Origin of the sequence: Haemophilus sp. HMSC061E01, from assembly GCF_001810345.1 — a bacterium.
GTDB lineage: Bacteria > Pseudomonadota > Gammaproteobacteria > Enterobacterales > Pasteurellaceae > Haemophilus_D.
This window is the reverse complement of record NZ_KV801015.1, coordinates 316225-336739: the sequence shown is the minus strand read 5'-3', so window position 1 is coordinate 336739 and position 20515 is coordinate 316225. Positions and strand designations below refer to the sequence as shown.

Here is a 20515-nt window from a genome sequence, read left to right as displayed (position 1 = left end):
ATATGGAAACATTTAAATGGTGCATTAGACCTGATTTTCAGATTGATAACGAGCCAACTGTAAACACGATTGAGTTTGGCGATGGATACACTCAACGCCAACTACAAGGCATCAATAGTTTGCTCCGTTCTTATTCTGTATCGGTTAAGGTTAAAAACAAAGACCGCCTAGAAGTGGATGAATTCTTTAAACGACACAAAGGAATTCATCCTTTTTTCTTTAAAGACCCGTTTACTGGTAAGAATATCAAGGTTATTTGCAGTAAATGGCCAGCAAGAATGAGCTTAAACTTCACGGAGTTTACTTGTGATTTTGTTGAGGTGCCATAATGCCACAACTAATTAGCAATAAATTTAAGTTAGACCTAGCCAAGCTGGAGCAAAATGCACTGATTGAGCTGTTTGAAGTGGATTTGCGAGGTTTAAAAGATGCTGACGGTATGAATGGTGAATTATATCGCTTTTATGCTGGCACTAACGAAAAATCACAGCCTATCGTATGGCAAGGTAAAACTTATCAGCCTTTCGGTGTAAAAGCAGATGGCTTTGAGATGTCAGGTAGTGGACCAAGCAACCGACCGACATTAACACTAGGGAATGTTGGTGGATTTATTACCGCACTTTGTAACCGTTTTGAGCAGTGTTTAGGTGGTGTTGTTAGACGAAGATTAGTCTATATGCACTATCTCGATGCGGTTAATTTCGTAGATGGCAATAAACAAGCCGACCCATCACAAGAAGTATTGAGTTATTTCTTGATTGAGCAATTATCCTCACTCAATCGAGACGTGGCTCAATTTACTTTAGCCTTGCCGTCAGAGACGGATAACGCATTAATCGGACGAATGATTACCTCTACTTGTAATTGGTTGTATCGTGGCGTTGAGTGCGGTTATACAGGGCGAGCAGTAGCGGATGAAAAAGACCAACCAACAAACGACCCGAAAAAGGATAAATGTAGTGGTTTGTTAACTGGCTGTAAGCTAAGAAACAACACGCACAACTATGGCGGATTTGTTAGCGTTGATAAATTGGGGTAGAGAATGGACGGAAAACTACACAATGAAATAATCCGTTACTCAAAATTAAAAGAACCACAGGAAAGCTGTGGTTTTGTTGTTTTAGTAGGCGGTGAAAAAGTCTTTATACCTTGCGAAAACGTAGCAGAAGATAAGGGAAATCATTTTGAAATCACGCCAGAAGATTACATCAACGCATCAGAGAAAGGCGAGATTGTGGCATTGGTCCATTCACACCCACAAGGCGAGCCAAAACTCTCTCAATCAGACTTACAAACACAACTCTACAGTCAATTAGATTTTTGGCTAGTTTGCGATGAGCAAATCCATATTTTCCACAAAATCCCATTTTTAATCGGTCGTGAGTTTAATCACGGTGAAATGGATTGTTACACGATATTCAGAGACTTCTACCGTCTATCAGGTTATGAAATGCCTAATTTTGAGCGTGAAGATTATTGGTGGGAAGAGGGCGGAAATCTCTACTTAGACAACATCGAAAAACAAGGATTTGAGCAAGTTAAAGAGCCTCAAGTTGGTGATGTGATTTTGATTAGTGTTGGGGCGAACGTGCCAAACCACGCTGCGATTTATGTAGGCGAACAGATGGTTCTTCATCACGCACCTAAACGATTATCTAAGCGAGATTTGTACGATGGTTACTGGCTTAAACACACGCACAGCATTTGGAGACACAGAGAATGGTCAACGTTAGATTTTACGGTTCCCTTAAACAGTTTGGATCTGAATTTAGGTTAGATTGCAAAACGCCAGCCGAAGTAGTTCAAGCCCTCACCAGTCAAATTCCAAAGTTAAGACAATTCATTCAGCAAGGCTTATTTACTGTAAGGGTAGGGCGAGATTACTTTGATAATCGCTATCTTGAGCAAGGATTAAATCAAAAGCTGAAAGATGATGCAACGGTGCATTTCACCCCAACATTGAAAGGCTCAAAACGTGGTGGACTTTTTGGCGTGATTGCTGGTGTAGCTTTGATTGCAACAGCTTTTGCCTTGGGACCATTGGGATTTAGTGTTATCGGTGCTAATGCCGCTTGGATGGTTGGTGGAGTGGGTGCATCAATGTTATTGGGCGGTGTAGCTCAAATGCTCACAAAAATGCCGTCAATGTCAACTGGCAAAGATGCTGAGAAAAAACAATCAACCAGCTTTTCAAACCTCTCGAATATGGCGGCTCAAGGTCGCCCAATGCCTCTCGCTTACGGACGGATTAGAGTTGGCTCACTGATTATCTCACAAGGCGTTGAAACGATGGATATTGAGCGACAGCCGCCAGAAGAGAAGAAAGGAAAGATAGTACCAAGATTTAGAAATAGGAGTTAGCAATGGGTAAAGGTGGTGGCGGCGGTCATACGCCTGTTGAGGCTAAAGAAACAAGCCGAAGTAAACAGCTAGTTAAAATCATTGATGTAATTTCAGATGGTGAGATTGAGGGTTTAGCCGATGGAATGAAATCGGTTTATTTTGATAATACACCAGTCCAAAACAAAGACGGCTCTTATAACTTTAACAACGTCCAATTAGAGGGGCGAGTTGGTAGTCAAGTTCAAGATGTAATTACTGGTTTCAATACGTCAGAAAAAGAAGTCAGTGTTGGAACGCAGGTTAGAAAGAATTTACCGATTACACGAACCGTTACAGACAATAAAGTCTCTCGTTTGAGATTAACCATTGGCGTTCAATCTCTTTTTAGTCAAGCTGAAAATGGCGACACAACAGGAACAACGGTAGAGCTTGTTATTACTATCGGCTCACAATCCTATCCAGTTTCGATTAGTGGCAAATACAGCTCACAATATTTACAACAACACACTTTTGACAATCTACCTCCAGTTCCGTTTACCGTTAAGGTTGAGCGAGTAACGGAGGATAGTAAGTCGCAAAGACTTCAAAACAATACAGTTTGGTCAAGCTACACAGAGATTATCGACACGGAGTTTACCTATCCGAACACCGCCTTAATTGGTGTGAAGTTTGATTCTGAGTATTTTAGTAATATCCCAGCTCGCACCTATGACTTATTAGGCTTGAGAGTGAAAGTGCCGAGCAATTACGACACTCGCACTCGTAAATACACAGGAATGTGGGACGGTACGTTTAAAACCGACTGGACGGATAACCCTGCTTGGATTTTATACGATGTAGTCACAAGCAAGCGTTACGGATTGGGCAATAGATTAGGCGAGTTTGGGGCTGACAAATGGGCTTTATACCAAGTATCTCAATATTGTGACCAATTAGTGCCAGACGGTTTCGGTGGCCAAGAACCTCGATTTACTTGTAATGCGTGGCTAACTGAGCAACGTTCTGCTTATGATGTGATTAATGATATTTGCTCAATCTTCCGTGCGATGCCAGTGTGGAACGGTCAACAACTAACAGTTGTAATGGATAGACCGTCAGATCCAGTTTGGACTTATACAAACGCAAATGTGGAGAAAGGTGAGTTTAACTATACTTTCTCGGCTAAAAAAGCTCGTCACAATGCTATCCAAGTCGAATACGCAGACAAGGATAACGGTTATGAAAAGGCGATTGAGTATGTTTCAGATGATGAATCAATCCGCAGAAATGGCTTAAACGTTAAGAAAATAACTGCCTTTGGTTGTACTTCTCGAGGGCAAGCTCACCGAACAGGTTTATGGTTATTACAGACCGAGAAACTAGAGACTAAAACAGTTAGCTTTGTCGTTGGCGCAGAGGGCTTAATGCACGTGCCTGGTGATATTATCAAGGTCGCTGATACGTATTACGCAGGCACAAATATTGGTGGTCGAGTTTTGGCGGTAAACGGTAAAAAAGTTACGTTAGACCGAGAAATCTCCATTAATGGCAATAGTTACTTCAGTTACATCACCGCTCAAGCCAAACACCAAGATATTAAGATTGTTTCTGTAAATGGTGCAGAAGTTACTTTAGACCAAGCTCCAGTTGGATTAGAGGCTTACGGTGTATGGTCGTTGTCCACTCAACAGGTAACAAGCCAGTTATTTAAGGCTTTATCTGTAAAAGAGGAGACAAAAGGTAAATATACCATTACAGCCTTGCAGCACGAGCCACAGAAAGAGGCGATTGTTGATAATGGTGCGAAGTTTGAGCCTAAAGCAACATCAATTCTTGCTGTTCCGCAAGTGAGCAATATTGGCGTAACTGTTAATCCTGACGGTAGTATTTCGTTTGCTGGCGATGTAACAGGCGGTAACGGTGTTATCAAGTATGATTTTCGCATCTACAAAGACGGTGCATTGTACGATATCCGATTAGGTCAAACATCACCAAATCTAAATCTAGATAGTCTAGAGAATGGTGAATACACCGTTGTAATCTTGGTTAAAAATGAGCGAGGTCAAGTCCTAAGCGAAAGAACGCAAACCTTTGTCATTGATAAACCTCCAGCACCGACAGGCGTAAGAGTAACAGGCGGACTAGGCAATATCACAATCGAATGGGATTGGATTAATGATGCCACTGCTACCGAGATTTTTGTTAGCGAAACTGATGATATTAAAACAGCCACACGCTTAACGAGAGTTACTGCGAAAATGTACTCGCACGAGGTTGGAGCTAAACAGGTTAGATACTACTGGTTAAGACATACTCGAGGCGTGAACGTTGGACCATTTAGCCAACAAAGCGGACTGCGTGGCGAAAGTGCGGTAGATATTGATGCAGAGTTAGAGGTATTAAACAAAAAACTCTCTCAAAACATCGTAAACGAAGTCATTGATACAGCTCTACCAGCTCGTAACCTTGACTTAATTAAAACAGTCAATGGTTTAAATACTGGCGAATATCAAGGTCACAAACAGGTATATAACACCGCAGACGGTAAGCTCTACACATGGAATGGTAGCAAGTACCTTGAGAATGGTATTGATGCAAGTGGAATCCGTATTAAAACAACACAATTAGTCGGCACGTTGCAAGCTGACCAAATTGGTGCAAACACAATCGGAGCTGGGGCGTTACAAGCTGGAGCGGTACGAGCTGAACATATTGCCGCTACTCAAATCACTGGCGAGAAATTAGCCTTGGGGCTTGGCGGTAATTTACTTAAAAACCCATTATTTACCAATAATTCTGACGGTTGGTACGGTTTCGTTTGGTATAGTGGGGGATTGGAAAACTATTGGACAGCAGGTAGCACAGGTGTTACTTATCTAAATCTGCAATATAACCCTAGCACAGGTTATCGTCCACATGATGACCGATATAAAAATGAAAGTTTTAGTTTTGCTAGATGGAGTGCAGCAGATTATCAACGATTAGCTAACGACAGTAAGACTAATCAACACTGGGTAGATAATGCTCGTGTATTAGTGAATGTTATAGAGGGCAAAACCTACATATTTTCGGCTTATGTGGGTTGTCATCATTGTGGAGGGCGTTTATTAGCAGAAGAATATAGTTCGGACGGTAAAAATTATATTCGTTGGCTCAATGAAAGTCGTTTATTTGGTGAACGAGACAATATACACCTTAATGATAATGAGGAAATTGATGAGGCCTCATCATCGCACTTTGCTAATGGTTTAGATGTCAACAATGCACATCGAGCTTTTGTTAAGTTTACCGCACCTAAATCTGGTGTAGTTTGCTTAATCTTCCGTATTTCAAGATTTGGTTATAAGCAAGCCTATCAAGATAATTACATGGCTAGAGCTATGCTTGAAGAAGTCAATCCAAATCAAAATACCCCTAGCCAGTGGCGAGAAACTTCAATAACCTCCATTGATGGCGGTTCGATTGTTACAAACTCAATCACCACTAGACAACTTGGAGCCGATAGCGTAACTGCCAACAATATTGCAGTTGGAGCGGTAGCAGCTAAACACATTGCAGTTGGTAGTATCGGGGCAGAGCATATTGCTACACGGTCATTAACTTCTGATAAGTTAAATGTGAACAGTCTTTCTGCTATTAGCTCGGACATTGGACGAATTACAGCAGGGGAAATCACAGGTACAAATATCAACGGTAATAATATCAATGGTAACAATATTACTGGTGGCACAATCAGCGGCACAACCGTTCGAGGTTCAACGGTTGAGGGTGGTACGATACGAGGTGCGTGGTTAGATGGTGTAAATGGTAGATTTACAGGCACACTAGAAGTCACCAATTTAGTCGGTGGTAATTTGTGCGAGGTGTTTATTGCTACAGTTCACGGGGGAAGTACCGGGTATCAAGTGTGGATAAACATATCCCCATCACCTGTTAAGCGAATTTTTTTCATTGTTAATTCGCATAAAACATTCACGGTTGAGGCTAATCAATCGCACAGGTATTTGTACACGCATTTTAATAAAAATTTACCGCCAGAGTTTTTTGATGTCGGTGGTGGTAGACCAAAAATCTGTATTGCGGCATACGCAGTTTCAAACACAACAACAATGACACAAGGTTAGGAGTAAACATGACAACATTCAACAAAATCTTAAATCCAATGTATTCAGCTATCGCCGCATACTCCAAACAGGAAGATGGCTCAATCAACGCAAAGTATGTATTGGGTACTGGCGAAGATAGTGACGGTTCTGTAACTAACTTCACGCCTATCATCTCTGATTACAAATGGATTGATGCAGTAGCAGCCAAAGAGCTGATGAAAAAGCCATTAACCAAAGATGATATTGGCAAAACAACAGAGCAAATTGATTTAGAACGGATTTATGCTTATCTAAAAGAAAATGGTCAAATCGTAATCTAATCAATCTTAACTAAAATCAACCGCACTTTGAGCAATCATCGTGCGGTTTTTTATTGGAGCAAAAATGGAAAACATTGAGCTAGAAACAGTGCGTGGTGATGATGACGGGTGGACTTTCGAAATACTGGAAGATGACGAACTGAAGAGTGATTTAACTGGAAGTAAGTTTGATATGTGGATTGAGCCAAAGAAAGGCGAGATTATCAAGTTATCAACTGAAACAGGGGAAATCACTGTTAGTGAAAATTTAGTTACAGTTACGTTATCACACGATAAAACGCTAGGGGCGAAGTGGGATACTGCAAGCTGGGATTTGCAATGCACCAGTCCGCAAGGATTAATTAGAACACTCGCAGGCGGTGAATTCACGCTTATCCACGATATAACGGAGGCGAGATGATTATTAGATTAGTTAAACGCTCAAGACCTAATATCAAGGTTAAAGTGCGTTTAATAAAAGAGATTGGCGATAAACCAAAAATCCCAACTTTCGAAGAATTAAAAACTTTTTATAATATAGGAGCTTTATAACATGGCAAGACCTGAATTTTATCAAACGCTCACAACATTTGCTGAATTTGTGGGTGAGAAAGATAAGGAAATTACTAAACTTATCGGCAACCTAACAACTTTAAGCACGACAGAAAAAACAGATCTTGTTGGTGCAATCAATGAATTATTTCAATCCATAAGAAGCCTATCTGGTAGTGCGGCAGGCATTAACGACAGTGCAACCAATGAAACTTCAACCTTATCCGCTAAGAAAATCCTTGAGCTTGTAGATAAAGCAAAAACCGATGCGAAAAGCGAAATCTTGGGTGGCAATGTTGCGGCAGAATTAGACACTATCAAAGAGCTTGCTGATGCGTTAAACGGTATGAAAACGGGTGAAGATGGATTGAATAAACTCATTCAAAAAATCTCACAAACTAATGAATCATTAATGCTATTAATTCAGAAAAATACAGTTCTTGACGGGTTGAATTTAAAAGAAGCTTACAACAGAGGTTACAATAAATAATGGCATTCCAAGCGAATATATCAGAATTCGCTGAATTCATGGGAACTGAAATTAAGCGAATTGAGAAGAAAATTCCAGAGAGTGGTGGCAGTCAATCCAGTAATTCGATGATAATTACTGGAATTGGACGACCTGATAAACCAGAGACCACTAGAGAAAAGATTACAGGTAGCGAGCCAAACGGAACTATCTACAACTCAACAAACGGTGCGGGCGTTGGAGCATACCTATGGCAAAAGCAAAATGGACAGTGGACTGTTATATCGGGTGATACAGGTATTAGACGACTATCTAAAATTTCTGTAAATATTAAAGAAGGGGCTATTCATTTAAGACGAGTGAATAACAGAGTTGAGTGTTCTTTCTATGCGGGGCGTTGGGACACTATTTCTTTTTACGGGAGCAGTAATCCTAAATTCACGAGGAAAAATCACGCCAAGCGAATGGATATTTTACCCCCTCCAAGAATACCAGTCGGCTTCCGTACACGCACACCCATTATGCTTCCATTTTATAGCGATGACGGTGATGAGATTGCTACTGTGTATGTTGCTAGTATAGGCGATAGAGCTTATATTGAATTAAGGTTCAGGGACAAAGTGCCGACAGCCGACCTTGATTACATGAGGATGCCTGTCATCAGTTGGATAACAGATGACCCGTTCCCTGATGCACTGCCTTAATCTAGAAGTTCAGCAACTTCTTCCATATTTGGGGCGTAATAGACATTTTATAATATCCGAATGTCTTTACGCCTTATTTTATGGCATTATTACAGCCCTGTAACTTTCGTGGTTTCGGAAAAATATGTAAAGTTTCGGAAATAAACAATATTACAGACACATAATAATCTGATTTTATTGATTTAAATTTGGTGTTTTAAAATTTGTACGTTTTGACTTCAAACGTGCTTAATTTTTAGCTTGTGATAAGAACACCAATAATGTTGAATTATTGGTGTTTTTTCTTTTCGGGCAAAGTGCGGTCAAATTTGAAATCGTTTTAGGAGTATTTTCCAATGAAGATAGCCTTAGGCATTGAATATAACGGAAAACAATATTGTGGCTGGCAGCGACAAGAGAAAGTGCACAGTGTACAAGAAGAATTAGAAAAAGCGTTATCTTTCGTGGCAAATGAAAAAATTGAAGTGTTTTGTGCGGGCAGAACAGATTCTGGTGTTCATGGCACAGGACAAGTGGTGCATTTTGAAACTACAGCAGTTCGCCCCGAAAAAGCATGGGCATTTGGTACGAACGCGAATTTACCTGATGACATTTCAGTGAGTTGGGCAAAAGTGGTGGATGATGAATTTCACGCCCGTTTTTCGGCAACCGCGCGTCGTTATCGTTATATCTTGTATTGCAATAAATTACGTTCAGCCATTTTGCCGGAAGGGATTACCCATTGCCATTTAGATTTAGACGAAAAGAAAATGCACCAAGCTGGGCAGTTCTTATTGGGTGAAAATGATTTTTCCTCTTTCCGCGCGGCACAATGTCAATCAAATACCCCTTGGCGAAATGTGCATCATTTAAACGTGGTGCGAAAAGGGCGGTACGTTATTGTGGATATTCAAGCTAATGCTTTTGTGCATCATATGGTACGCAACATTGTGGGAAGCTTGATTGAAGTTGGTGCAGGCAATCAACCTGTTGAGTGGATGAAATGGTTGTTAGAGCAAAAAGATCGTAAATTAGCCTCGCCAACAGCGAAACCCGAAGGCCTGTATTTAGTCAATGTGATTTACCCTGAAAAATTTGCGATTCCACAGAAAAATTTAGGGCCATTGTTTTTAGAAGATAATCTCATCTGACTAGCAAATTTCGCTAAATTATGATTAAATACGCAAACTTTTCTAGTTAATAAAAAAGGTAAAAAATGAGCTGGATTGATAGAATTTTTAGCAAAGGAACCTCTTCCTCTGCATCACGTAAAGCTAACGTACCAGAAGGGGTTTGGACAAAATGTACCTCTTGTGAACAAGTTCTTTACGGTGAAGAAGTAAAACGTAATTTATATGTTTGTCCAAAATGCGGTCATCATATGCGTATTGATGCTCGTGAGCGCCTTTTAGCCTTGTTAGATGAAGGTTCAAGCCAAGAATTATCGGCTGATTTAGAACCAAAAGATATTCTTAAATTTAAAGATTTAAAAAAATATAAAGATCGTATCACTGCAGCTCAAAAAGAAACGGGCGAAAAAGATGCGTTAATTACAATGACCGGTACACTTTACAATATGCCTATTGTTGTTGCTGCTTCAAACTTTAGCTTCATGGGTGGCTCAATGGGATCGGTTGTGGGTGCAAAATTTGTGAAAGCGGCAGAAAAAGCAATGGAATTAAATTGTCCGTTTGTTTGTTTCTCTGCTAGTGGTGGTGCACGTATGCAAGAAGCACTTTTCTCCTTAATGCAAATGGCGAAAACCAGTGCGGTGTTAGCAAAAATGCGTGAAAAAGGCGTGCCGTTTATTTCGGTATTAACGGATCCAACATTAGGTGGCGTTTCAGCAAGTTTTGCCATGTTAGGTGATGTGAACATCGCTGAGCCAAAAGCATTAATTGGTTTTGCAGGTCCACGTGTTATCGAACAAACTGTACGTGAGAAATTGCCAGAAGGCTTCCAACGTAGTGAATTCTTACTTGAGAAAGGGGCGATTGATATGATCGTGAAACGTTCAGAAATGCGTTCAACCCTTGGAAACCTTTTAAGCAAACTCACCAATCAACCTTCACCTTTTGTTGAAGTAGAAGTTGTTGAAAATGCCTAATACAATGAATTTAAAAGCCACTTCGCCACTCGCTGAGTGGCTTTCTTATTTGGAAAACAGTCACTTCAAAGCGATTGATTTAGGGTTGGATCGTATTAAATCGGTGGCAGAAGAATTGGATCTTTTGAATCCCGCACCTTATGTGATCACGGTAGGGGGCACAAATGGTAAAGGCACGACTTGCCGTTTGCTCGAAACCATTTTGTTAAATCACGGTTTGCGTGTGGGTGTGTATTCTTCCCCTCATTTATTGCGTTATAACGAGCGGGTTCGTATTCAAAATCAAGACTTGCCGGATGAAATGCATACCGCCTCTTTTGATTTCATCGAAAAGCATAAAACGCAATCCCTCACTTATTTTGAATTTAGCACGTTGTCGGCTTTGCATTTATTCAAACAAGCGAAACTTGATGTTGTGATTCTTGAGGTAGGGCTTGGTGGGCGTTTGGACGCAACCAATATTGTCGATAATGATCTGGCCGTTATCACCAGTATCGATATTGATCATACGGATTTTCTAGGTTCAACACGTGAAGAAATTAGCTTTGAAAAAGCAGGTATTTTCCGCGCAAACAAACCGGTTGTAATTGGCGAACCCAATGTTCCGCAACCTATGTTAGAACAAGCGGAGAAATTACATTGCTACGTTTCACGTCGAGATGTTACTTGGTCGTTTAAAGCCAATGAGCAAACTTGGATGTGGCAGAGCAACAAAGTGCGGTTAGAAAATTTGCCGTTTTGCCAAATTCCATTAGCCAATGCAGCAACCGCTTTGGCGGCTGTTGAGCAATTACCTTTTGATATTTCTGTCGAGACCATTAAACGTTCATTAATTGAAGTGGAATTAGTTGGTCGTTTCCAACAATTGAAAGGTAATCAGCTAGAAAAACTGGCAGAACGCTTGAATGTCCCTTATTCACAGTTACCAAAAGTGATCATCGATGTGGGGCATAATCCTCATGCGGCAAAATATTTAGCCGAAAAATTGACCGCACTTAAAGCACAAATATCAGGTCGCATCATTGCTGTTTGCGGTATGCTGAAAGATAAAGATGCGGAGTCGGTGTTTAACCAACTGACATCTGTTATTGACCAATGGTATTGTGTCACATTAGGCGGTTACCGTGGTCAATCTGGCGATGACCTAAATGCAAAATTAACAACAGTTTGCCCATCAGCAAAAAGTGTTTCTGAAGATTTTGTAGCTGAAGGTGTACAAAGTGCGGTTAAAGAAGCGGGTAAAAATGACATTGTGCTGGTATTTGGATCCTTCCACACGGTAGGGGAATTTTTAGAATATTTAGCCTAATGGCGATGGAAAATAATAAAGGCTGGTTTTGACCAGCCTTTTGTTTTTTAAAGTATTTTGTGAAAGTAATCACTTAATTCTGAGTATTGGAATGTAAATCCGCAATCTAACAAATGTTTTGGATAGGCATTCTGACTGTCTAATAGAATGCAAGCGCGTTCACCGAGAAGAGAAGTGAGTAAAAATTGAGGCACTTGAGCAAAACAAGGACGATGTAATGCTTGACCTAATAATTGGTTGAATGTATTGTTTTTAACAGGATGTGGCGCAGTAAAATTAAATACACCTTCACAATCATTATGGTCAAGTAAGAAGAGAAGACCTTCTACCATATCCTCTAATGCAATCCAACTCCAATATTGCTCACCATTCCCTAATTTGCCGCCTAATCCGAAGCGATAGAGAGGAAGGATTTTGGCAAAAGCACCGCCATTTGGAGAAAGCACTAATCCCGTTCTGACTAAACAGACTCTTGTGTTGGCTTGTTTGGCTGCATTTTCCCAATCAATACAAAGTTGTGCGGTAAATTGACTACTTGGATACGAATTTTCGGTGAGTACATCTTCGCCACCGTCTCCATAAATTCCGGTTGCTGAACCTGAAATCAATACAGTCGGATGTTCACTTTGGTTAATGAGTTGAACAATCTGTTGGGTTAAATCAATACGACTGTGACGCAGTTTCTCTTTTTGTTGAACAGTCCATTTTTTATCAAAGATGGGTTCTCCAGCAAGATTTATGACCGCATCAAAGGCATTTAAGTCTTTGAGTGTTGAAAGTGCGGTCAAAAATTGTGGTGTTTTTTCAGGAAAAATAGTTTGGGCTTTTTCAATAGAGCGAGTTAATACAGTAACGCTATCGCCACGTGAAAGTAGTGATTCAACTAAGGGTTTCCCAACAAATCCGGTTCCACCGGTCACTAAGATATTCATTATAGATTGCTTTCAAAGAGCGTTTGAATTTGTCCTAAAAGCGATTTAATTGTTGTGTCTTTTGTTGGTGTCACAAAAATAGTGTCATCTCCCGCAATCGTGCCCAAAATACCTTCGGGTTTACCAATGGAATCCAATAAGCGAGCAATCAACTGCGCCGCACCTGGAGAGGTTTTAATGACGATAACGAAATCATTGTGATCAATATCCAAAACCAGATTTTTCAATGGACTGCTGGTGGCTGGGACACTTAATTCGCTTGGTAAGCAATACACCATTTCCATTTTCGTATTTCTAGCACGAACTGCACCAAATTTACTTAGCATGCGTGAAACTTTAGACTGGTTAATGCTTTGAAATCCTTGGTTTTTTAAGGCGTCAACAATTTCACTCTGAGAAGCAAATCGTTCTTGATGGAGCAGTTCTTTAAATGCTTTTGTTAATTGATCTGACATAGTTATTCTCATATAGGGGAATTTGCATAAGAATTGCATAAAAATTCATTTTAAGCAATTAAAATAAATTTACAGTTTGAAAAGTTTGAGCTAGATCTCATTATTGAATTTCTCTGTTTGTAATTTAATGGCTAAGACTTTAAAATTCTACCTAGTTAGGATTAATTAATACATGAGGAGTATTTTATGAAAGTTGCAGTATTAGGCGCAGCAGGCGGTATTGGTCAAGCATTAGCCTTATTACTTAAATTACAATTACCCGCTGAAAGTGAATTAGCACTTTATGATATTGCACCAGTGACACCAGGTGTGGCTAAAGATGTGAGTCATATTCCAACAGCGGTGAAAGTAGAAGGTTTTGCGGGAGAAGATCCAACACCTGCACTTAAAGGTGCTGATGTCGTTTTAATTTCTGCAGGGGTAGCACGTAAACCGGGTATGGATCGTTCAGATCTTTTCAATATTAATGCGGGTATCGTGCGTAACTTAATTGAACATGTTGCAAAAACTTGTCCAAAAGCTTGTGTAGGTATTATCACCAACCCTGTGAACACGACTGTTGCGATTGCTGCAGAAGTATTGAAAAAAGCGGGTGTTTACGACAAACGTAAATTATTCGGTGTCACTACTTTAGACGTGTTACGTTCTGAAACATTCGTATCTGAATTAAAAGGCTTAAATGTTTCTCGTACAAGCGTACCGGTAATTGGCGGCCACTCAGGTGTAACTATTCTTCCATTACTTTCACAAGTTCAATATGCTGAGTGGAAAGAAGAGGAAATTGCACCATTAACAAAACGTATCCAAAATGCAGGTACTGAAGTGGTTGAAGCAAAAGCAGGTGGCGGTTCTGCGACACTTTCTATGGCTCAAGCTGCGGCACGTTTTGCGCGTTCATTAGTGAAAGGCTTAAGTGGCGAAACTGTGGTTGAATGTACTTATGTAGAAGGTGATGGCAAATACGCACGTTTCTTCGCTCAACCAGTACGTTTAGGTAAAGAAGGTGTAGAAGAAATTTTACCAATCGGTACCTTAAGCAGATTTGAACAAGAAGCTTTAGAAGCAATGTTACCAACATTGCGTGCAGATATTGAATTAGGTGAAAAATTTATTAACGGTTAATTTAATTCTATTTCTAGAGAAGAGGAGCTGTATGCTCCTCTTTTTTTATACGAAAACGATTAAACATAAAAAAGTGAAGAAAAAGCGTGATTTAGCTCACAAATTTGAACATTGCTATTTGCAATATAAAGGACTTTGCCGTATTCTTAAATCACTAAAAACAAGTGCTATTTTTAAATAGCCGACATCTATTTTGCTTTCCGAGTAGTGCCCCAGTGGGGCACTTTTTTTTGCCTTATTTTTAGCCAAAGCATAAAAAAGTGCGGTCAAAAAACACTGGATTTTCTGACCGCACTTTTAAATGAATACTAAGCGAAAGAATTATTCAAACATTGCTGAAATAGATTCTTCATTGCTGATACGACGAATTGCTTCAGCAAGCATAGTTGAAAGAGTCAGCACGCGTACTTTACCAAGCGCTTTCATTTCAGGTGAAAGTGGCACAGTATCCGTTACCACGATTTCATCAATGGCATCGCTCGCTAAGTGTTGTGCTGCTGCACCAGAGAATACGGCGTGAGTTGCGTAAGCAAATACGCGTTTTGCACCGCGTTCTTTTAATGCTTCAGCCGCTTTACATAATGTACCACCTGTATCAATCATATCATCCACAAGGATACAATCACGATCTGCAACATCCCCGATAATATGCATAACTTGTGATACGTTTGCACGTGGACGACGTTTATCGATAATCGCCATCTCTGTATCATTTAATAATTTCGCTACTGCACGAGCACGAACAACACCACCGATATCCGGAGAAACAACGATAGGATTGACAAGATCCGTTTTCTTCAAGATGTCATCAAGTAAAACCGGTGAACCGAATACGTTATCAACTGGTACATCAAAGAAACCTTGGATTTGCTCTGCGTGTAAGTCACAAGTTAATACGCGGTCAATCCCTACAGTTGAAAGTAAATCTGCCACCACTTTTGCAGTGATTGGAACACGAGCAGAACGCACACGACGATCTTGACGAGCATAGCCAAAATAAGGAACAACGGCAGTAATACGGCCGGCAGATGCACGACGTAAAGCATCAACCATTACAATCAATTCCATCAGGTTGTCATTCGTTGGTGCACAAGTAGATTGAATAATAAACACGTCTGCACCACGCACATTTTCATTAATTTGCACTTGGATTTCACCATCGCTAAAGCGTCCAACAGTGGCATCGCCTAATGAAATGTAAAGACGTTCAGAAATCTTTTTCGCTAGCTCAGGCGTAGCATTTCCAGCAAAGAGTTTAATGTCTGGCATTTTATATAACCTCAGGTTGAGTGTAGATAGATTGGTTGGTCGAGAGTTGTTTCAACATCACATGTAATGGTGAAACGTTTAATCCTTTAGCAATAAAGCCGAAAAATTCCTTCGGTTTTTGTTGGAAAACAGCTTGTGCTGATTTTTCATCATCAAATTCAGCAAAAACGCAAGCCCCGGTTCCGGTTAATCTGGCTGGTGCATATTGTAGCAACCATAGTAGGGCTTTTTCAACTTCAGGATATTGAGTTCGCACGACTTTTTCGCAATCGTTTGCAAACGGTTGATTCAAAAGTTCGGCAAGGGATCTTTTTTCTGTATTGCGAGGCAAATCGGGATCACTAAAGACCACTGCAGTAGAAATCGCAGTTTCTGGTTTTAGTACCACATAATATTTTTCTTGAGGTTCACAGTATTGGATTTTTTCACCTACACCTTCTGCAAAAGCCGCTTGGCCATGAACAAAGATGGGCACATCAGCTCCGAGTTTTAGCCCAAGCTCAGCAAGTTCATCAATGGATAAATGGGTTTGCCATAAATAGTTTAAAGCAAGGAGGGTAGTTGCCGCATTGGATGAACCGCCACCAATACCCCCGCCCATTGGCAGAATTTTATCTAAATGAATTGTGGCACCGAGCGTACAGCCTGTTTTTTCCTGTAGTAGTGTCGCTGCACGATAGATTAAATTTTGTTCTAGAGGTAAGCCAGGAATTTCTGGTGTGATGTGGATTTGTTTATCTTGGCGAATATCAATGGTGAGCCAATCGCCGAAATCAAGAAATTGGAAAAGCGTTTGTAATTCGTGGTAGCCGTTTGGCAGTTTACCGTTTATATAGAGAAATAAATTGAGTTTTGCGGGGCTTGGAAAGCGGTTAGGCTTTCCAAGAGAAGTTGAAAGTGCGGTTGAAAAGTGATGTGTTTTCATTAGAACGCCCATTCATCCACACGAATTTTTAGGGTTTGTGATGTACTTTTATTCTTTAACAGAATATTTTCAGGCATCGAATTATCTGGATGATAGCTTAGATAATCAGCTGTCCAAATCGAACCATCAAGCGGGTAGCTAAATTCGGATAAAAGATGATTAGTTCCAACTTGATAATCCGCGTTATCCGCTGGCTGACCTTTTAACCAATAAGATAAATGCTCTAATGGCACATCCATTCCGATGATTTCGCGTAACAATAATTTGGCGTTTTTATCCGATTGTTGGTTGCCTTTATTATCTGAAATGGTCATGCCATTTGGATGCATTTCCATGGTTAGCGTTGTTTTGCTGATCAGAGAATAAAGTTTTAACTTATAGGCTTTCGGGTTTTGATATTGCCATTCAAAGCGGCTCGAAAAACGCTCTTGTGGACTGATATAACCAATTTGTCCTTTGGTGCTATAAGATTGAATTTGTTTGATTTTTTTGAGGTGCTGTTGCCACGTAATATCGTTTTTATCGATATGTTGAACATCGGTTGGGCGCTCTGCATCAAGAGTACAAGCGGATAAGATCACACTTGCAAATACAGGTGCTAGAAGAGATTTTAATAATTTCATAACAAAATATTTACTAAAAAATTGCACATATTGTAAGGGTTAGTTTACTTTTAGTAAAGATGGATTAAGCATTTAAGCGTGTTTTCTCCGCTTTCACCGCGGCAATTCTTCGACGCGTTAATTCATCTCGAATGCCTTGTTTTTCAAACCCATCTGCAATGACTTGCTGTACATCAACAGCAAGGGCGGCTTGATAAAGCATTTTGAGATAATCAATTTGCGGATATTCTTTATTTTCAAATCCCGTTCGCCCGCGAGTATCAGATAAACATACTAATAGAAATTCTTCGAAGCGCTGAGGTTTACGCCAAACATCAAACGTATTAAAGAGTTTCACCACTGTTTCAGGGCGAAGTTCTAAGGCTTTATGCACATGCGTGTGATATTCACAAGTTAACTCGGATAATTCTTGAATATAATTAGGCACTCTAAGGCGTTTGCATAATGAGCGAGTTGGTTTAATCCCTGCTTTTTCATGACCATGATGACTTGGCCACATTTCTTTTGGTGTGAGGGCTTTTCCAAGATCATGACAAATCGCAGCGAAACGAACCGCACTTTTATTCAAATTGGTATTTTCTGTGAGTTTAACCGCTTGCTGCAATACGAGCATGGTATGAATAAAGCTGTCAATTTCAGGATGGTATTTGGCTGGATTCGGTACACCGTCTAAGGCGGAAATCTCAGGGAAAAGTATTTTGAGTGCGCCGACTTGATGTAGTGTTTCAAAATAAATTTCAGGATTCGGTTCGTTTAATGCTTTTTCTGTTTCCATCCAAACTCGCTCAGCAGTTAGGTGGGCGAGTTCACCTTGTTCAGTGAGTTCAGCCATTAATTTAAGGGTTTCTTCGGCAATAGAAAAACCTAAATGATGAAAGCGAGCCGCAAAGCGTGCAACACGTAATACACGCAGTGGATCTTCAGCAAAAGTAGGTGAAATATGACGTAAAATACGTTGATAAATATCCTCTACACCATGATAAGGATCGTGCAGCTTGCCATCTTTGTCTTGGGCAATAGCATTGATAGTAAGATCTCGGCGAATTAAATCTTGTTCAAGCGTAATCTCATCTGAAAAATCACAAATAAATCCGGTGTAACCTTTACCTGATTTTCGTTCTGTACGAGCAAGTGCATATTCTTCATGGTTTTCAGGATTGAGAAAAACGGGGAAGTCTTTGCCAACTTGTTGGTAACCTTGAGCTAACAACATTTCTGGTGTCGCACCCACGACAACCCAATCACGATCTTTAATCGGCAAACCTAAAAGTTGATCACGTACAGCACCGCCGACAAGATAAATTTCCATTTTGCTCTCCCGTCAAAATATAAAGAAAAGGTAGGCAAATGCCTACCTCAATGATGAATCATTACCAGCTATCACGGCGTTTACGTCTAGGTAAAATGTGAGGTAATACAAGACCGATTAACAAACCTACGCCTAACACAGAACCGCCATAAATAAACCATTGAATTGCAATTTCGCGTTTATTAGCATCAAGCATCGCTTCTAAATCACGATTTTTATTTTTCGTCATTTCTAATTCACGTTTAAGTTGTGAATTTTGCTCAAGCAATTCACTGCTTTGTTGTTCCGCTTGTTTACTACGGCGTTGAATTTCGTTTGTACGTTGTTGCCAATCTGAATCGACGCGATTCAGTTTTAACGTTAATTCTTGTACCTGTGCTTTTAATTTCGGATTTTCTTCACGGCTACTTGGTGTAGTACTTAGTTCAGAAGTTAAAATCCAAGCTTCACGATTTTTATTATCACGAATTAGGGTGTATTTTCCTTGTTGTTCCAAGACTGTTACCGCTTCGCCAGATTGGATTGCCCCCGCGATCTTAAATTGATCACCTGCACCACGGCGTAAATAGGTGTTCAGATTTTCTGTCACATATTGCGTTTCAGCTTGAACTGTTCCAATGGTTGAGCCCAATAGAACACAAAAAAATAAAAGTTTGCTCACTTTTGACATAATACTTCCTAGATTCATGAAGAAAGTGCGGTTGGAAAATGAAATGAAAAATAACCGCACTTTTAATAATTATACTAGTGGAAAATCGCGCGAAGGATGTAGAAAATCACAATCGCAAAGAATGCACCAGCAGGTAACGTTACAACCCATGAACTAATGATGTTACGGATAACCGTTAAGTTAAGCGCCGCAATACCACGTGCGAAACCGATACCTAAGATTGCGCCCACTAAAGTTTGTGTCGTGGAGATTGGTAAACCTGTACCCGATGCGACAACAACAGTCATCGCAGTTGCAAATTGTGCGGCAAAACCACGGCTAGGGGTTAAATCGGTAATACCCGATCCTACAGTTGCCATTACTTTTTGTCCCATTGCGATAAGACCAACGGCGATACCTAATGCACCTAAAGGTAAAATCCACCAAGCTAAATCACCACCACTCAGGATTTTCCCGCCATTTTGCACGATTGATACCACAGAAGAAAGCGGACCAATTGCATTGGCTACGTCATTAGAACCATGGGCAAACGCCATTGCACAAGCGGTTAAAAGCATTAAGATACTAAAAATCTTTTCTACTGAGCCGAACGATCCTTTTCTTGCTTTTGCGGTAAATGCTTTGCTGCGGAAGTAGAAATGGCAGAAGATCATACCAACAACACTGATAAGCAATGAAATAACGAGGGTTTCATTGTTGGAAAGATTTAAACCAACGTGTTTTAAACCTTTTGCCATGGTAACGATACAAAGTACGAATACGGTAATCGCCATGTAGTAAGGCCCATATTTTTGTGCGTTTTTAAGCGGTTCTTCGGTATCGAAAATGAGTTTCTGGATACTTGCAAAGATGGTATAAGCTAAAAGCCCTGCGATCACGGGGGTGATAAACCAACTTCCAACGATCCCACCGATAGTAGACCAGTCAACAGAACTTGGACCAATCGTAATACAAGCAAAACCAATTAAAGCTCCGATGATGGTGTGAGTACCAGAAACAGGCCAACCCATTTTTGTGGCGATAAATAACCAAGCACCTGATGCAAAGAGAGTAGAAAGCATCCCTAATGCCAATATATCAGGCATCTCGACGAATTGAGAGGGATCGATCACACCACTTTTGATGGTTTCTGTTACTTCACCACCGGCTAAATAAGCCCCTGCAGATTCAAAAATTAAAGCAATAATAATCGCTTGTTTTGCAGTAATGGTACCCGAACCTACGGAAGTCCCCATTGAGTTTGATACGTCGTTGGCACCAATACCAAATGCCATAAAGAAGCCGAATACCGCAGTAATTAAGACTAACCACGAGCCGTATGCATTAATAATTTCCATAGTGAATTTCCTATGTTGTAGTTAAT

General features: G+C 40.3%; 22 protein-coding genes. 14 read left to right on the top strand and 8 right to left on the bottom strand.

Going from position 1 to position 20515, the window contains the following annotated elements; translation table 11 throughout:
• Window positions 1–2 precede the first annotated feature (2 nt).
• The 13 genes from HMPREF2732_RS07530 to folC all read left to right on the top strand — a co-directional run bounded on the left by HMPREF2732_RS07530 (window position 3) and on the right by folC (window position 11847).
• Complete coding sequence (locus tag HMPREF2732_RS07530) at window positions 3–329, top strand: phage tail protein (protein ID WP_070592299.1); 327 nt, start codon at window positions 3–5, stop codon at window positions 327–329.
• On the top strand, window positions 329–1039 hold the full coding sequence (locus tag HMPREF2732_RS07525; protein ID WP_070592298.1) for a phage minor tail protein L: 711 nt from the start codon (window positions 329–331) through the stop codon (window positions 1037–1039). The genes HMPREF2732_RS07530 and HMPREF2732_RS07525 overlap by 1 nt, the downstream gene beginning before the upstream one ends.
• A 3-nt stretch (window positions 1040–1042) precedes the next feature.
• The gene (locus HMPREF2732_RS07520; RefSeq protein ID WP_070592297.1) at window positions 1043–1777 is read left to right on the top strand and encodes a C40 family peptidase; all 735 of its coding nucleotides are present in this window, start codon (window positions 1043–1045) and stop codon (window positions 1775–1777) included.
• On the top strand, window positions 1720–2361 hold the full coding sequence (locus HMPREF2732_RS07515) for a tail assembly protein (RefSeq protein WP_070592296.1): 642 nt from the start codon (window positions 1720–1722) through the stop codon (window positions 2359–2361). The genes HMPREF2732_RS07520 and HMPREF2732_RS07515 overlap by 58 nt, the downstream gene beginning before the upstream one ends.
• Before the next feature lie 2 nt (window positions 2362–2363).
• Entirely contained in the window at window positions 2364–6446 is a 4083-nt protein-coding gene (locus HMPREF2732_RS07510; protein WP_070592295.1) for a TipJ family phage tail tip protein, read from the top strand.
• Between the two features lie 8 nt (window positions 6447–6454).
• Window positions 6455–6748, top strand: a complete 294-nt coding sequence (locus HMPREF2732_RS07505; RefSeq protein WP_070592294.1) for a hypothetical protein — start codon at window positions 6455–6457, stop codon at window positions 6746–6748.
• Window positions 6749–6812: 64 nt separating this feature from the next.
• Window positions 6813–7148: a hypothetical protein gene (locus HMPREF2732_RS09705; protein WP_083304364.1), complete on the top strand. Its 336-nt coding sequence runs from the start codon at window positions 6813–6815 to the stop codon at window positions 7146–7148.
• Entirely contained in the window at window positions 7145–7279 is a 135-nt protein-coding gene (locus tag HMPREF2732_RS09990; RefSeq protein WP_261673769.1) for a hypothetical protein, read from the top strand. The genes HMPREF2732_RS09705 and HMPREF2732_RS09990 overlap by 4 nt, the downstream gene beginning before the upstream one ends.
• A 1-nt stretch (window position 7280) precedes the next feature.
• On the top strand, window positions 7281–7769 hold the full coding sequence (locus HMPREF2732_RS07495) for a hypothetical protein (RefSeq protein WP_070592293.1): 489 nt from the start codon (window positions 7281–7283) through the stop codon (window positions 7767–7769).
• Window positions 7769–8452, top strand: a complete 684-nt coding sequence (locus tag HMPREF2732_RS07490; RefSeq protein ID WP_070592292.1) for a hypothetical protein — start codon at window positions 7769–7771, stop codon at window positions 8450–8452. Before HMPREF2732_RS07495 ends, HMPREF2732_RS07490 begins: the two co-directional genes overlap by 1 nt.
• A gap of 335 nt (window positions 8453–8787) precedes the next feature.
• Entirely contained in the window at window positions 8788–9582 is a 795-nt protein-coding gene (truA, locus tag HMPREF2732_RS07485; protein WP_070592291.1) for a tRNA pseudouridine(38-40) synthase TruA, read from the top strand.
• A 65-nt stretch (window positions 9583–9647) separates the two neighbouring features.
• Window positions 9648–10538 (top strand): acetyl-CoA carboxylase, carboxyltransferase subunit beta, encoded by an 891-nt coding sequence (accD, locus tag HMPREF2732_RS07480; protein WP_049365964.1) that lies wholly within the window; start codon window positions 9648–9650, stop codon window positions 10536–10538.
• 4 nt (window positions 10539–10542) lie between these two features.
• Window positions 10543–11847: a bifunctional tetrahydrofolate synthase/dihydrofolate synthase gene (gene folC, locus HMPREF2732_RS07475; RefSeq protein WP_070592481.1), complete on the top strand. Its 1305-nt coding sequence runs from the start codon at window positions 10543–10545 to the stop codon at window positions 11845–11847.
• A 47-nt stretch (window positions 11848–11894) separates the two neighbouring features.
• Here folC and HMPREF2732_RS07470 read toward each other — a convergent pair whose 3' ends face one another.
• Both HMPREF2732_RS07470 and argR read right to left on the bottom strand, forming a co-directional pair.
• Entirely contained in the window at window positions 11895–12779 is an 885-nt protein-coding gene (locus HMPREF2732_RS07470) for a TIGR01777 family oxidoreductase (protein WP_070592290.1), read from the bottom strand.
• The gene (gene argR / locus HMPREF2732_RS07465; protein WP_005698809.1) at window positions 12779–13234 is read right to left on the bottom strand and encodes a transcriptional regulator ArgR; all 456 of its coding nucleotides are present in this window, start codon (window positions 13232–13234) and stop codon (window positions 12779–12781) included. Before argR ends, HMPREF2732_RS07470 begins: the two co-directional genes overlap by 1 nt.
• A 186-nt stretch (window positions 13235–13420) precedes the next feature.
• Here argR and mdh point away from each other — a divergent pair, with 186 nt between their 5' ends.
• A complete protein-coding gene (mdh, locus tag HMPREF2732_RS07460; RefSeq protein ID WP_049365962.1) occupies window positions 13421–14356 on the top strand; it encodes a malate dehydrogenase in 936 nt (311 codons plus the stop codon).
• Between the two features lie 321 nt (window positions 14357–14677).
• On the opposite strand, the gene HMPREF2732_RS07455 is transcribed toward mdh, so the two are convergent.
• From HMPREF2732_RS07455 to HMPREF2732_RS07430, 6 genes are all read right to left on the bottom strand, one after another.
• Window positions 14678–15625 (bottom strand): ribose-phosphate pyrophosphokinase, encoded by a 948-nt coding sequence (locus tag HMPREF2732_RS07455; RefSeq protein WP_005698775.1) that lies wholly within the window; start codon window positions 15623–15625, stop codon window positions 14678–14680.
• Window position 15626: 1 nt separating this feature from the next.
• On the bottom strand, window positions 15627–16550 hold the full coding sequence (gene ispE, locus HMPREF2732_RS07450; RefSeq protein WP_070592289.1) for a 4-(cytidine 5'-diphospho)-2-C-methyl-D-erythritol kinase: 924 nt from the start codon (window positions 16548–16550) through the stop codon (window positions 15627–15629).
• Window positions 16550–17173 (bottom strand): lipoprotein insertase outer membrane protein LolB, encoded by a 624-nt coding sequence (gene lolB, locus HMPREF2732_RS07445; protein WP_049365960.1) that lies wholly within the window; start codon window positions 17171–17173, stop codon window positions 16550–16552. The genes ispE and lolB overlap by 1 nt, the downstream gene beginning before the upstream one ends.
• Before the next feature lie 64 nt (window positions 17174–17237).
• Window positions 17238–18482, bottom strand: coding sequence for a multifunctional CCA addition/repair protein (locus HMPREF2732_RS07440; RefSeq protein ID WP_070592288.1), 1245 nt, complete (start codon window positions 18480–18482; stop codon window positions 17238–17240).
• A gap of 61 nt (window positions 18483–18543) precedes the next feature.
• Complete coding sequence (locus tag HMPREF2732_RS07435; protein WP_070592287.1) at window positions 18544–19152, bottom strand: TIGR04211 family SH3 domain-containing protein; 609 nt, start codon at window positions 19150–19152, stop codon at window positions 18544–18546.
• Between the two features lie 74 nt (window positions 19153–19226).
• Window positions 19227–20489, bottom strand: a complete 1263-nt coding sequence (locus tag HMPREF2732_RS07430) for an inorganic phosphate transporter (RefSeq protein ID WP_070592286.1) — start codon at window positions 20487–20489, stop codon at window positions 19227–19229.
• Between the last annotated feature and the right edge of the window lie 26 nt (window positions 20490–20515).